The 14,072-nt window shown below is 66.2% G+C and carries 11 protein-coding genes; 3 read left to right on the top strand and 8 right to left on the bottom strand.

Annotation, left to right across the window (positions count from 1 at the left end):
* Positions 1 to 46: 46 nt before the first annotated feature.
* The 8 genes from ACVWY5_RS09220 to ACVWY5_RS09185 all read right to left on the bottom strand — a co-directional run bounded on the left by ACVWY5_RS09220 (position 47) and on the right by ACVWY5_RS09185 (position 8,392).
* Positions 47 to 502 carry a MarR family winged helix-turn-helix transcriptional regulator gene (locus ACVWY5_RS09220; RefSeq protein ID WP_028334366.1) on the bottom strand — a complete coding sequence of 152 codons (456 nt, stop codon included), beginning with the start codon at positions 500 to 502 and terminating at the stop codon, positions 47 to 49.
* 14 nt (positions 503 to 516) lie between these two features.
* On the bottom strand, positions 517 to 1,221 hold the full coding sequence (locus ACVWY5_RS09215; protein WP_028334367.1) for a branched-chain amino acid ABC transporter ATP-binding protein: 705 nt from the start codon (positions 1,219 to 1,221) through the stop codon (positions 517 to 519).
* Complete coding sequence (locus ACVWY5_RS09210; protein WP_028334368.1) at positions 1,218 to 2,009, bottom strand: ABC transporter ATP-binding protein; 792 nt, start codon at positions 2,007 to 2,009, stop codon at positions 1,218 to 1,220. The genes ACVWY5_RS09215 and ACVWY5_RS09210 overlap by 4 nt, the downstream gene beginning before the upstream one ends.
* The gene (locus ACVWY5_RS09205; RefSeq protein WP_028334369.1) at positions 2,006 to 3,895 is read right to left on the bottom strand and encodes an ABC transporter permease; all 1,890 of its coding nucleotides are present in this window, start codon (positions 3,893 to 3,895) and stop codon (positions 2,006 to 2,008) included. Before ACVWY5_RS09205 ends, ACVWY5_RS09210 begins: the two co-directional genes overlap by 4 nt.
* A gap of 197 nt (positions 3,896 to 4,092) precedes the next feature.
* On the bottom strand, positions 4,093 to 5,307 hold the full coding sequence (locus ACVWY5_RS09200) for an ABC transporter substrate-binding protein (RefSeq protein WP_028334370.1): 1,215 nt from the start codon (positions 5,305 to 5,307) through the stop codon (positions 4,093 to 4,095).
* Between the two features lie 28 nt (positions 5,308 to 5,335).
* Positions 5,336 to 5,920: an amino acid synthesis family protein gene (locus ACVWY5_RS09195; RefSeq protein WP_016842455.1), complete on the bottom strand. Its 585-nt coding sequence runs from the start codon at positions 5,918 to 5,920 to the stop codon at positions 5,336 to 5,338.
* A gap of 16 nt (positions 5,921 to 5,936) precedes the next feature.
* Positions 5,937 to 6,947 carry a UPF0280 family protein gene (locus ACVWY5_RS09190; RefSeq protein ID WP_051376171.1) on the bottom strand — a complete coding sequence of 337 codons (1,011 nt, stop codon included), beginning with the start codon at positions 6,945 to 6,947 and terminating at the stop codon, positions 5,937 to 5,939.
* Positions 6,944 to 8,392, bottom strand: coding sequence for a hypothetical protein (locus ACVWY5_RS09185; RefSeq protein ID WP_028334371.1), 1,449 nt, complete (start codon positions 8,390 to 8,392; stop codon positions 6,944 to 6,946). The genes ACVWY5_RS09190 and ACVWY5_RS09185 overlap by 4 nt, the downstream gene beginning before the upstream one ends.
* 275 nt (positions 8,393 to 8,667) lie before the next feature.
* Here ACVWY5_RS09185 and ACVWY5_RS09180 point away from each other — a divergent pair, with 275 nt between their 5' ends.
* The 3 genes from ACVWY5_RS09180 (at position 8,668) to pncB (ending at position 14,043) form a co-directional block, all read left to right on the top strand.
* A complete protein-coding gene (locus tag ACVWY5_RS09180) occupies positions 8,668 to 9,135 on the top strand; it encodes a (2Fe-2S)-binding protein (RefSeq protein WP_028334372.1) in 468 nt (155 codons plus the stop codon).
* Complete coding sequence (locus ACVWY5_RS09175) at positions 9,135 to 12,677, top strand: molybdopterin cofactor-binding domain-containing protein (RefSeq protein ID WP_028334373.1); 3,543 nt, start codon at positions 9,135 to 9,137, stop codon at positions 12,675 to 12,677. The genes ACVWY5_RS09180 and ACVWY5_RS09175 overlap by 1 nt, the downstream gene beginning before the upstream one ends.
* A gap of 61 nt (positions 12,678 to 12,738) precedes the next feature.
* Complete coding sequence (gene pncB, locus ACVWY5_RS09170; protein ID WP_028334374.1) at positions 12,739 to 14,043, top strand: nicotinate phosphoribosyltransferase; 1,305 nt, start codon at positions 12,739 to 12,741, stop codon at positions 14,041 to 14,043.
* Positions 14,044 to 14,072: the final 29 nt, after the last annotated feature.

Below are 14,072 nucleotides of genomic sequence, written 5' to 3'. Positions count from 1 at the left end.
CCATCGAATTCGGATCGACGTTTTACTTGCCGCAGGGGTATATCGATCACCGCAACTTGCCGAGCAGCGCGATCAGCGTCTCGCGCTCCTTGGCGTCGAGCGGCGCCAGCGTCTCCCTGGAGATCACCAGCGCATTGGGCGCGGCCTTGTCGGCCATCTGCTGGCCGGCGCGTGTCAAGCTCACCAGCAGGCGGCGGCCGTCGTCGGGATCGGGCGAGGTCTCGGTCAGGCCGCGCGCGGTCAGGCGATCGATCACGCCCTTGATGGTCGCAACGTCCATCGAGGTCAGCCGTCCGAGCTGGTTCTGCGAGCAAGCGCCGACCTCCGACAGCTTCGACAGCGCCGCCCACTGCGTCGGCGTCAGATTGATGCCGATCTCTCGGGCGAAGATCACGGCGTGGCGCTGCGACACCTGGCGCAGGATGAAGCCGATCTGCTCGTCCAGCACGTATCCCGGCCTGGTCGCCTTCCCGTTTCGCTTCGGTGCCGCACTCCTCGCCATTGTCCACTCCGCCCTTACAGCGACAGATGCGCGTCGCGGATATCCGGACGCGCATCGAGCTCCGCCATGGTGCCACCGAAGCAGATCCGGCCGCGCTCGATGATATAGGCGCGATCCGAGATCAATCGTGCGAAATGCAGATTCTGCTCGGAGACGACGATGCTCACGCCCTCTTTCTTCATCGCCAGGATCGCATCGACCATCTGCTCGACGATCTTCGGCGACAGACCTTCGGAGGGCTCATCGAGCAGCACCAGCGACGGATTGCCCATCAGCGTGCGCGCGATCGTCAGCATCTGCTGCTCGCCGCCGCTCATGCGCCCGCCGGGCCGGCCGCGCATCTCGCCGAGATTGGGAAACAGCTTGAACAGTTTTTCGCGATCCCATTGCGGCGCGCCTGCCCGGTTCGGCTGCCGGCCAACCTCGAGATTCTCCTCGACCGTCAAATCCGTGAAGATGCGCCGCTCCTCCGGGACGTAGCCGAGCCCGCCGCGCACGATCGCATGCGTCGGCAGATCAGAGACGTCCCGGCCCTCGAACATCACGCGGCCGGAGCAGTTCTGGACCAGGCCGACGATGGAGCGGAACGTGGTCGATTTGCCGGCGCCGTTGCGCCCGAGCAAGGCGACCACTTCGCCCTCGCCGACCTCGAGCGCGATGTCGAACAGGATATGCGCCGGGCCGTAGAAGCTGTTGAGATCCTTCACCGTCAGCTTCATGCCGATGCTCCCTCGCGGTGCCGGGCGTCATAGACGAGACCCTCGCCGAGATAGATCGCGCGCACCTGGGCGTTGCCGCGCACGTCTTCGGGCGAACCTTCGGCGATCAGGCTGCCGCGGTTGAGCACCAGGATGCGGTCGGCATGCTCGAACACCACGTCCATGTCGTGCTCGGTGAACAGCACGCCGATCGATTGCTCGCGCGCGATCCGCGCCGTCAGCCGCATCAGCTCGACGCGCTCGCGCGGCGCCATGCCGGCGGTCGGTTCGTCCATCAAGAGCAGCTTCGGCTGGTTGGCGAGAGCGATCGCAAGCTCGAGCCGCTTGACGTCGCCATAGGCGAGCTCGCCGCAGGGCCGCTCCGCATAGGCGCCCATGCCGACCAGATCGAGCAGCCGCCCGGCCTCGTCTCGAGCGTGGCGGGCGGTCGAGGCCCACAGATTGAACAACTGCCCGCCATGCGAGACCAGCGCGACCTGCACGTTCTCGCGTACCGTCATGGTTGGGAACGTCGCCGCGATCTGGAAGGTGCGGCCGACGCCCATGCGCCAGATCACGCGCGGCTTCTTGCCGGTGGTCTCCGCGCCCAGCACGCGGATGCGGCCGCTGTCGGGAATGTTCTGGCCGTTGAGCATGTCGAAGCAGGTGCTTTTTCCCGCGCCGTTCGGCCCGATCAGCGCCAAAATCTCGCCCGCGCGCAGTTCGAAGGAGACGCCGCGCACGGCATGCACGCCGCCATAGGATTTGGTCAGCCCCTCGACCGACAGCAATGTGGGAACCATGCTCATTCGGCGCTCTCGATGCGGGAGGTCAGCAAGGGCGATACCGACGACGAGGATTTGCGCCGGCGATGCATCAAGGCTTCGAGCGTGCCGACGATGCCCTTGGGGAACGCGACCACGATCAGCACCACGAACGCGCCGAGCACGAGTTTTGACCAATCGGTCTGGCTGACCAGCCAGATGTTGAGCGCCTTGTAGACGATGGCGCCGACCACCGCGCCCGACACCGTCTCGACACCGCCGAGCAGCACCATGACCAGCGCATCGACCGACAGCGAGATGCCCATATTGTCGGGGAACACGCTGCCCTTGAGATAGGCGAACAGCGCGCCGGCAAGGCCGGCGACCGTGCCCGCGATCACGAAGGCGGTCCACTGGATGCGCTTGCCGTCGATGCCGATGGCTTCGCTGCGCAGCGGCGAATCGCGCGTCGCGCGCAGCGCGAAGCCGAACGGCGAGAACACGATGATGCGGAGAATCACCACCGCAAGCGCGGCGATGCCGAGCGACAGCCAATAGAAATGTGACGGGCTCGCAGCCCATTTTTCCGGCCAGACCCCGAGGATGCCGTTGTCGCCGCCGGTGACCGATACCCACTGGAACGCGATCGACCAGACGATCTGGGCAAAGGCCAGGGTCAGCATCGCGAAATAGACCCCGGAGAGCTGCACCGCGAAGAAGCCGAACACGGCCGCGCCCATTAGCCCGAGCAGCGGGCCGAGCAGCAGGCAGGCGATCATCGGCAAACCGGCCATCTTGGCGAGCAGCGCCACGCCATAGGCGCCGAGGCCGAAATAGGCCGCGTGGCCGAACGAGGCGAGCCCGCCGACCGACATCAGGAAGTGCAGACTGACCGCGAAGATCACGAAGATCGCGATCTCCGAGCCGACCGTGAGCAAATAATTGCCGGCGACGAAGGGCAGCGCGGCGGCGAGGACGAGCACGGCAATCGCGGCGAACCGCTCGTTCATCGTCAGCGGCCGCCACGGATTGACGGTCAGCCCCGGCGTGCGCCGTGCCGGCGCCTCGGGCTTGCCGAACAGTCCCCACGGCCGGACGATGAGCACCACCGCCATCACCAGGAACACCAGGATGATGGAGATCTTCGGAAAGATCAGGATGCCGAAGGCGTTGAGCTCCGACACCAGCACCGCCGCGACGAAGGCGCCGATGATGCTGCCGAGGCCGCCGATCACCACCACGACGAAGACCTCGACGATGACGCGCAGATCCATCGCGTGGTTGACCGCGTCGCGCGGAATCTGCAGCGCGCCGCCGAGTGCGGCGAGGAAGACGCCGAGCGCGAACACGCTGGTGAACAGCCATTTCTGATTGACGCCGAGCGCCGCGACCATGTCGCGGTCCTGCGTCGCCGCACGCACCAGCACGCCCCAGCGGGTGCGCTGGAACAACAGCCAGAGGACGCCGAGCACGACCGGCCCGAGCACGATCAGGAACAGATCATAGCTCGGAATATTCTGGCCGAAGAAATCGATCGCGCCCTTGAAGCCGGGCGCGCGGCGGCCGACCAGATCGTCCGGGCCCCAGATCAGAACCACGAGATCCTCGACCATCAGCGTCAGGCCGAAGGTGGCGAGCAACTGGAACAGCTCCGGCGAATGATAGATCCGGCGCAGCAGCACCATCTCGACCAGCACGCCGATGGCGGCCACGGCCAGCGCTGCGACGACGATGCCGCCCCAGAAGCCGAGCGCGCCGGAAAAGCGTTCGGTCAGCGTGAAGGCGACATAGGCGCCGAGCATGTAGAACGCGCCATGCGCGAAATTCACGATCCGCGTCACGCCGAAGATGATCGACAGACCCGAAGCGACCAGGAACAGCGACGCCGCGCTGGCAAGACCGGTCAGGAACTGGACGACGTAGAAAGCCATGGGCGGTCCGCGTTGGAGTTTCTGTTCACCTCGCCCCGCCTGCGGGCGAGGTTGAAACTCAAGCACCAGCTTGAGTTTCGGGTGAGGGGGACTCTCCGCAAGCACGATTGTGGAGACAGCCCCTCACCCCGCCCCTCAAAGAGCGAGCTTCGCTCGTCTCGACCCCGCAAGCGCGGGGCGAGGGAGAAGGTTGCAGTTCAATCCTTCGGCCGCAGCTTCTCGATCTCGGCATCGCTGGGCAGATAGTCCGAGCCCTTGCGATAGGCGGTGTCGACCATGATGCCCTTGCCGTCCTTCAGCGCGGTCTTGCCGGTGAAGGCGCCCAGCGTCGACTGGTGATCGATCTTGCGGAAGGTGATCTCGCCGAACGGCGACGGCATCGAGATGCCTTCCGCCGCCGCGATCAGCTTCTCCGGATCGCTCGAACCTGCCTTGGCAAGGATCGCCGCCGCCGCCTTGATGGTTTGGTAGCCGACGATCGAGCCGAGCCGCGGATAGTCGTTGTACTTGGCCTGATAGGCCTTCAAGAACGCGTCATGCTCCGGCGTCTTGATCGCGTACCAGGGATAGCCGGTGACGATCCAGCCCTCCGGTGTCTCATCCTTGAGCGGATCGAGATATTCCGGCTCGCCGGTCAGGAAGCTCACCACGGTGCGGCCCTTGAACAGGCCCCGGGTGTTGCCTTCGCGCACGAGCTTGACGAGGTCGGCGCCGAAGGTGACGTTGAGGATCGCTTCCGGGTTCGCCGCCGCAACCGCCTGCACCACCGGGCCGGCGTCGATCTTGCCCTGCGGCGGCCACTGCTCGTCGACCCACTGGATGTCGGGCCGCTTCGCCGACATCAGCTTCTTGAACACCGCGACCGCCGACTGGCCGTATTCATAGTTCGGCGCGATCGTCGCCCAGCGTTTTGCAGGCAGTTTTGCGGCTTCTTCCACCAACATTGCCGCCTGCATGTAGTTCGACGGACGCAGGCGGAACGTGTAGCGGTTGCCTTTCGACCACGTGATCGCGTCGGTCAAAGGCTCAGCCGCAAGGAAAAACACCTTCTTCTGGTTGGCGAAGTCGGAAACGGCAAGGCCGATGTTGGAGAGGAACGTGCCGGTGAGCATCGCGACGTTCTCGCTCGACACCAGCTCGTTGGCCGCGGTCTGCGCGTCCGCCGGCTTGCCGCCGTCGTCCTTGGAAACGACAACGAGCTTCTTGCCGCCAATACCGCCGGCGGCATTGATCTCCTCCACCGCCAGTTGCCAGCCCTTGCGATAGGGCTCGGTGAACGCCGGCAGCAAGGAATAAGAGTTGATCTCGCCGATCTTGATTTCGCTCTGCGCCATGGCCTGCGTCGTCATGGCGCTCGTTGCCATGGTCGCGACCGCGATCGCCAATCCCGCCCCTACGAAATAACCACGCATCCCGTCCTCCAGTTTTTCTTCAAAGAGATTATCTCAATCCGTCTTCGCCCTTGATCTCGCCGACCGTCAGCCCGCCGACGCGCGGCAGCGGCCGGCCACTGTCGGTCACCGCAACCGCGACCATGATCTCGTTGGCCCGCGGCGCGTCGTTGATCTGCACTTCCATGCCGTCGAAATGGCTGCGCACGAAAGCCGCGTCCTTGTGCCCGAGCGGAATATCCAGCGTGGTGCCGGGCCCCGAGCGCTTCTTCGACGACGGGATCAGCGCCGCGCCCTTCGACAGCACCTTGCGCACCGGCGCGCCCATCTTCGGATGCAGGATCGCCGCCGCATGCTCGAGCTCGCCATTCTCGCCGACGGCGGCGGCCTTGCCGTAGCTGTGCGCCTTGGCGCCGTCGATGCCGAGCGCGGCGACGGCCCGCTTCGAGAGCAGTTCGCCGAGTTCCTCGCCGATCGCGATCAGCGGCGACAGGTCCTCGACATAGCGGCCGGCAAAGGGGTTTTCGATCACGGCGATCGCGGCGGCACGCCTTGTCGGCGGTGCGATGGTCTTGCCCATCTCCAGATGGGTCTCCTCGACCACGGTGACGATCTTGCGAATGACGGCGCTCATCTTGCCTCGCTTCCGGTCATGCCTGCAGCAGGTGTTCTGTCGTTCTTCTCTGTAACGCGTGCGACGCCGGCGCCCCAATCCCAGTTGCACCGACAAGCCGCATTTCGCCCAGTAGACGCAATGCCGCGCCCTCGATCAATCCCGACATCAGGAGGTCGCGCGCCCGCGCCGCCCCCGCCTCGAGCGCCTGCTCGACCTCGTGTTCCGCCAGCCGCCCGACATCGCGGGTCACCAGCCGCGCGCCGAGGTCGCTGTCGGGCTGCAGCTCGCTCGCCGGAACGCGCAGGATCGCGGGATGATTGGGCAGATCGACCGCATTGGCGATCACCGTCGCCGCGGCATCCGCCTGCGACGCCGTCCGCGCCAGCACGGTGACGGCATCGGCAATGCCGAGCGAGAAGCTGCGGCCGCGGCGGCCGCTGGTCGCGATGCCGCGGACCGGGGTGTCGGCATCGACCGTCATGGTGCGCATCACGCCATGGCGGTCCGGCCGGTCCATCAGGCCGACGGTGAATTGTTCGCCGTCGCCAAGATGCAGGGCAATGTCGCCGCCGTTGTTGACATAGGCGCGGTCGAGCGTTGCGGCCTCAAGCATCGCGCCCAAAATTTCCTCGGCGACCGAGCCCGCGACCGCTGCCATCGGCGTGATGAAGCAATCGGCGGCAAACGGCGCGACCGCCGCATGCATGCGCTGTGCGACCACACCTTTCAGCGTGCACCCGCCCGGAGCGGCTGCGCTGCGCAGTTCGGCCAGTTCCGCGCAGAGTTCGTCGAGCAAGCCGGTGAAGCGCTCCGCCGCAGCCTGATAGGCGGTACGAATGTCAGCATCGCCGCCCTTGGCCTCGATAACCAGATCAATCGGACCGTCCTGCAAATGCAGCCGCTTGCCGTCAGGAAGAAGCGCGATTTGCGGGAGCCTGGAGCCTCTTCCGTTCCGATGGAATCGGAACGGGGCTCCAGATTCCTGTTTTGACGCGTTTTCTTTGCGCGAACCGGTATCCACTTCGCTGGAAAACGCTCTGGTCATGCGCGCCGCCCGGGGAGATACGGCATCGGCCGGACCTCGGCGCTGTCCCGCAGCGACGACAGCGGCCGGACATAGTCCATATGGCCGCCAAGCGCCGCGTAATCCGACAGCTTCATCGTGAACTCGATCGGCGCCACCAGCGCCGGGGTCGGCACATAGCCGAAGGCGCCGGCCGGCATTTGCGTGACATCGACCATGAAGGTGATGCCGCCGCCGGGCCAGACATAGACCGGCGCGCCGCCGCTGGTCACCCGCGTCAGCGCGTCCTTGACCGAGCGCGTCAGCCGCACCGGATTGTCGGTGACGCCGGCGCGCAGCGATCCGCCCGCGCCGCCCATGAACAGCACGGTGCACAGCGCCGGCTCGCAATTCTCCTGAATGCGCTCGACCGAAAATTTGAGGTCCGCCGGCATTTCGGTCTCGATCGGCTTCAGCGCCTCATCGAGCACGTAATAGGAAGCATGCTCTCCGGTGGTCGAGACCATCAGCATGGTGAGCCCGGGCCGCGCCTCCTTCGCATTGAAGGGACCGAGGATCGACAGCGGATCGGAGATGTCGGTGCCGCCCCACCCGGTGCCGGGATCGGCGACCTGGAAATAGCGGCCGGGCGTCGAGCGCCGCCCCTTCATCTTGATCCCGGTGTCGGCGATGTCGAGCAGCTTGCCGGCCTGGTGCTCGCTGAGCACGCCGGTGATGTGGTCGTCGACCACCACGACCTCGTCGACCTTGCCGTGCCATTGCTTGGCGAACATGCCGATGGTCGCCGAGCCGCAGCCGACCCGCATGCGCTCTTCTGCCACACCATTGACGATCGGCGGCCTGCCGGCCTGCACCACGACGGTGGCGCCGCCGTCGATCGTCAGCTCTACCGCCTTGCAGTTGGAGAGATCCATCAGCGTGTCGCAGGTGACGCGGCCCTCCTTCTTGGAGCCGCCGGTCAGATGATGCACCCCGCCGAGCGAGAGCATCTGCGAGCCATATTCGCTGGTCGTGACATGGCCGACCGCCTCGCCGTCCGCGCGCACGATCGCGGTTTCCGGGCCGAGATAGCGGTCGGTGTCGATCTTCACCTTGACCCCGCAATACGAGAAAATGCCTTCGGTCACCACGGTGACCATGTCGACGCCGTCGACTTCCGACGACACGATGAAGGGCGCGGGCTTGTAGTCCGGATAGGTGGTTCCGGCGCCGATCGCGGTGACGAACAGTTCGGGTTGGCGGACGATCTTGCCGTCCCAGTCGCCGCTCACCTGGAACGGAACCAGCTTGCCGCCGTGCGACACGGTGCGCTCCAGCACGACATGCGGATCGACGCGCACCAGCGTGCCGTCATGATTGGCATAGCGGTCGCAGGCGCCGGCCGCGCCCGGCTTGATGTAGCACATCACCGGACAGGCATCGCAGCGGATCTTGTCGCCGGCGGCGACGGTCATTGTGTCAGCCATCGTGACCAAGCCTGGACTTGTTGCGGCGGTCGATCATACTGCCCTCCGCCTCCCATGCATATCGTTCGTATACGAATGATCCTGCGCGCGAGCCCGGGAGCTGTCAAGCGGCCTTTGCGATCAAACCCTGCCCTTCGCTTGCGCACCCTGTTCATAAAGCGAGCACGCGCTGCAGCGCGGCATGCCGCCGCTTGCACGTTTGTATACAAACGTTATCCTCGTCGGCGATCTGACGCTGACTTTGCAGCGCAAAACATCAGGGGAGAACCGGGGCAATGCGCCTGACCGTGAACGGCAGGAATCATGATGTCGACGCCGCTCCCGACACCGCATTGCTTTACGTGCTGCGCAACGACCTCGAATTGAACGGACCGAAATATGGCTGCGGGCTCGGCGAATGCGGCGCTTGCGCGGTGCTGATCGACGGCGTCGCCGCGCGCGCCTGCGTGATTCCGATCGAAGGCTGCGCGGGGCGCAGCATCGTCACGCTCGAAGGCCTCGGCAGCCGCGAGCATCCCGATCCCGTGCAGGATGCCTTCATCCGCGAACAGGCCGCGCAGTGCGGCTATTGCCTCAACGGCATGATCATCACCACCAAGGCCTTGCTGGCGCGCAATCCAAATCCGTCCGAGCACGAGGTGCTGGAAGCGCTGCGCTACAACCTCTGCCGCTGCGGCGCGCATATCCAGATCGTCCGCGCGGCGATGCGCGCGGCCGGTCACGCGCTCGAGGCGCGCGATTGATGGTCGACGCACGGGCTCCCGAGCAACGCCGGCGCGGCTCGCTGTCGGTCGTCCGCCCTGCGGTGCTGGGCGCGGAAGGCGCGTTCGAGACCTTCATCACCATCACGGCCGACGGCACGATCAATGCCTATAATGGCCATGTCGACCTCGGCACCGGCATCCGCACCGCGCTCGGACAGATCGTTGCCGAAGAGCTCGACGTCTCCTTTGCCCGCGTCGTCGTGATCCTCGGCGACACCGCCGTGGTGCCGAACCAGGGCGCGACGATCGCGAGCGAGACCATCCAGATCACCGCCGTTCCCCTGCGCAAGGCCGCCGCGCAAGCGCGACACTTCTTGCTCGCACGCGCGGCCGAGCGGCTTGAGCTGCCGGCGAGTAACCTCACGATCGAGGACGGCCTGATCCGCGGCCACGACAACCGCAGCATCACCTATGGCGAGCTGATCGCGGACGAGACCATCCGGCTCGAGCTCGCGGAAAACGTTCCGGTCAAGGCCGTGAGCGCCTATTCGGTCGTCGGCAAGTCGGTGCCGCGCGTCGACGTGCCGGCGAAGGCCACCGGCGAGCTCGTCTATGTCCACGATGTGCGCGTGCCCGGCATGCTGCACGGCCGCGTGGTCCGCCCGCCTTACGCCGGCGTCGATACCGGTCCGTTCGTCGGCACCAGCCTGATCGCGGTCGATGAAGCTTCGGTGCGCGATATTCCGGGCCTCGTCGCGGTGGTGCGGATCGGCGATTTCGTCGGCGTCGTCGCCGAGCGCGAGGAGAATGCGATCAAGGCGGCCGCGCAGCTCAAGGTGAGCTGGAAGCCGGGGCCGGCGCTGACCGATCTTGCCGACGTGGAGCGAGCGCTGCGCGCCAATCCCTCGACGCCGCGCCAGCTGATCGACAAGGGCGACGTCGACGCCGCGCTCAAGGCGGCCGCCAAGTCGATGCAGCGGACCTACCTCTGGCCCTACCAGATGCACGGCTCGATCGGCCCGTCCTGCGCGGTTGCCGATTACAGCGAGGGCGCGATCCGGGTCTGGTCCGGCACGCAGAACCCGCACATCCTGCGCGGCGACCTCGCGCTACTGATCCAACGGCCGGAATCCGAGATCGACGTGATCCGGATGGAGGCGGCCGGCTGCTACGGCCGCAACTGCGCCGATGATGTCTCCGCCGATGCGCTATTGCTGTCGCGCGCGGTCGGCCGTCCGGTGCGCGTCCAGCTCACCCGCGAGCAGGAACATGCCTGGGAGCCGAAGGGCACCGCGCAGCTGATGGATGTCAATGGCGGGCTCAACGCCGACGGCAGCGTTGCGGGTTACGATTTTGCGACGCGCTATCCGTCGAACGGCGCGCCGACGCTGGCGCTGCTGCTCACCGGGCGGATCGCGCCTGAAGCGGCCGTGTTCGAGATGGGCGACCGCACCGCGATCCCGCCCTACGATTACGAGAACATGCGCGTGGTCGCCAACGACATGCCACCGATCGTGCGCGCGTCATGGTTTCGCGGCGTCTCGGCGCTGCCGAACACTTTTGCGCATGAATCCTACATCGACGAGCTTGCGGCGGAGGCGAAGGTCGATCCGATCGAGTACCGGCTGCGCTATCTCAGGGACAAGCGCGCGATTGATCTCGTCAAGGCGGTCGCCGAGCGCGCCGGCTGGACACCGCGCCCGGTGTGGAAAGAGCCTGAGGCGGACGGCGATATCGTGCGCGGCCGCGGCTTTGCCTATGCGCTCTATGTGCACAGCAAGTTTCCCGGTTACGGCGCGGCGTGGTCGGCGTGGATCGCCGATGTCGCCGTCAACAAGGCGACCGGCGATGTCAGCGTGACCCGCGTCGTCGCCGGCCAGGATTCCGGATTGATGATCAATCCGGAGGGCGTACGGCACCAGATCGAAGGCAACGTGATCCAGTCGACCAGCCGCGCGCTGATGGAGGAGGTGTCCTTCGAGCGCGGCGCGGTGACGGCGCGGGAATGGGGCGCCTATCCCATCATCAAGTTTCCTGAGCTGCCCAAGATCGACGTGCTGATGCTGCCGCGGCAGGATCAACCGCCGCTCGGGGTCGGCGAGTCCGCCTCGGTGCCGAGCGCCGCTGCGATTGCCAACGCGATCTATGACGCGACCGGCGTGCGCTTCCGCGAATTGCCGTTCACGCCAGAGCGCATTTTGAAGGGATTGCGCGGCGAGCAACCGGTCGCGCCCGCCGCGCTCCCGCCGCCTGCGCAGACGGCCGACCTCAACAGATGGCAGAATCCCTTTGCAAAGCGCGGCGGCGTGCTCGCCGGCATTGCCGCACTCTGCGCAGCGGCGATCGGCATCGGCGCGGCCGTGCTGCCGTGGCGCGCGATCGCGCCGATCGCGCGGCCTGACGCCTCGGTCTATTCCACCGCGACGATCGCCCGTGGCAAGGAGCTTGCAGCGCTCGGCGCCTGCGCCGTCTGCCACACCTCGGAGCACGGTGTCCTGAACGCAGGCGGTCGGCCGCTGGAGACGCCGTTCGGCACCATCTTCACCACCAACATCACACCCGATGTCGACACCGGCATCGGCGCCTGGTCCTATCCCGCGTTCGAGCGCGCGATGCGCGAGGGCATTCATCGCGACGGGCACCATCTCTATCCGGCGTTCCCGTACACGCATTTCGCCAGGACCAGTGATGCCGACCTGCAGGCGCTCTATGCCTATCTGATGGTGCAACCGCCGGTGCGCGCCGAGACGCCGGCGAATACGCTTGCCTTCCCGTTCAATTTGCGGCCGCTGCTCGCCGGATGGAATGCGCTGTTCCATCGGCCCAACACGTTCCAACCTGATCCCACTAAATCGGAAGTGTGGAATCGCGGCGCCTATCTGATCGAGGGGCTCGGCCATTGCAGCGCCTGCCACTCGCCACGCAATGCGCTCGGCGCCGAGCGCCAAAGCGCCTATCTCGCCGGCGGCTTCGCGGAAGGCTGGGAGGCGCCGGCGCTGACGTCGCTGTCGAAGGCGCCGATCCCCTGGAGCGAGGACGAGCTCTACGCCTATTTGCGCACCGGCGAGTCCCGCCTGCACGGCGTAGCCGCGGGGCCGATGGCGCCGGTCGTGCAGGAGCTCGCCGCGCTGCCCAACCAGGACATCCGCGCGATGGCGGTCTACCTCGCCTCGTTCAACGAGAGCACCGATCGGCCGGCCCACGATGCCATTGCCGCGAAGCTCGAAGCCGGCACCGTCGTCACCACCGCGGCCTCGGCGGGGGCGCGGATCTATCAAGGCGCCTGCGCGGTCTGCCATGAGGTCGGCGGCCCGCCGCTGTTCGGCAGCCGGCCGTCGCTGGCGCTGAACAGCAATCTGCACAGCGACGCGCCTGATAACCTGATCCAGGTGATCCTGCACGGCATCGCCAAGCCGGCCGTGACCGATCTGGGCTACATGCCGGCATTCAAGGACAGCATGAGCGACGGCCAGGTCGCCGAGCTCGTCACCTTCCTCCGGCGGCAATTTGCGCCTGATAAGCCGGCCTGGGCCGATGTCACCGCCACCGTCGGCCGTATACGGCAGACCATAGCGCGCTGACCTGCCATGTTCCGCCCGATACCCACTGGGCGGGCGCCGCCCGGCAGGCTAAGGTTCCCGCATGACCGTGACAGATATCGCGACCCGGACCTACAACCACGGCTGGCGGCTCGACCCGATCGTGCGCAGCCTGCTGGACACCGATTTCTACAAGCTGTTGATGCAGCAGATGATCCGGGAATGCTACCCGGACACCCGCACGACCTTTTCGGTGATCAACCGCTCGACCCATATCCGGCTCGCCGAGGTCATCGACGAGGCCGAGCTGCGTGCCCAGCTCGACCACGCCCGCACCATCCGCTTCACCAAGAAGGAGCTGATCTGGCTCGCCGGTAACACGTTCTACGGCAAGACCCAGATGTTCTCGCCCGACTTCATCAACTGGCTCTCGACCTTCCGGCTGCCCGAATACGAGCTGCACAAGGTCGACGGCCAGTACGAGCTGCATTTCCACGGGCCGTGGACCCACACCACGATGTGGGAGATCCCGGCGCTCGCGATCCTCAACGAGCTGCGCTCGCGCGCGGCGACCAAGACCTACGGCCGCTTCGCGCTCGACGTGCTCTATGCGCGGGCCAAGGCCAAGCTGTGGGCCAAGGTCGAGCGGCTGCGCAAGCTGGACGGCTTGCGGCTGTCCGATTTCGGCACACGCCGCCGCCATGGCTTCCTCTGGCAGCGCTGGTGCGTCGAGGCGGTGAAGGAAGGTCTCGGCCCCTCCTTCACGGGAACGTCGAACGTGCTGCTCGCGATGGACAACGACCTCGAGGCGATCGGCACCAACGCGCATGAACTGCCGATGGTCGCCGCCGCGCTCGCCAATGACGACGAGGCGCTGCGCTGGGCGCCCTATCGCATCCTCGATCAGTGGCGCCACACCTATGGCGGAAACCTGCTGATCGCGTTGCCCGACGCCTTCGGCACCAAGCCGTTCCTGCGCGACGCGCCCGATTGGGTCGCCGACTGGACCGGCTTTCGTCCCGACAGCGCGCCGCCGATCACGGCCGGCGAAGAGATCATCAAATGGTGGAAGCAGAAGGGCCGCGATCCCAAGGAGAAGCTGCTGGTGTTCTCCGACGCGATGGATGTCGGCTCGATCGAGGAGACGTTCCACCATTTCAAGGGACGCGTGCGCGTCAGCTTCGGCTGGGGCACCAACCTCACCAACGATTTCGTCGGCTGCGCGCCCGACGGCACCGCCGAGCTCGACCCGATCTCGATCGTCTGCAAGGTGACGTCGGTCGACGGACGCCCGGCCGTAAAGCTCTCCGACAATCCGGAGAAGGCGACCGGCATCCCGTCCGAGGTCGAGCGCTATTTGCGCGTGTTCGGCAATGTCGGCCGTGTTCGCACCGCAGTTCACGTCTAAACCGGCACAGATATCACTCCATCGACTGA

Source organism: Bradyrhizobium sp. USDA 3256 (assembly GCF_054058275.1).
Note: the sequence above shows the minus strand (reverse complement) of the source record. Positions and strands in the feature narration are given on the sequence as shown.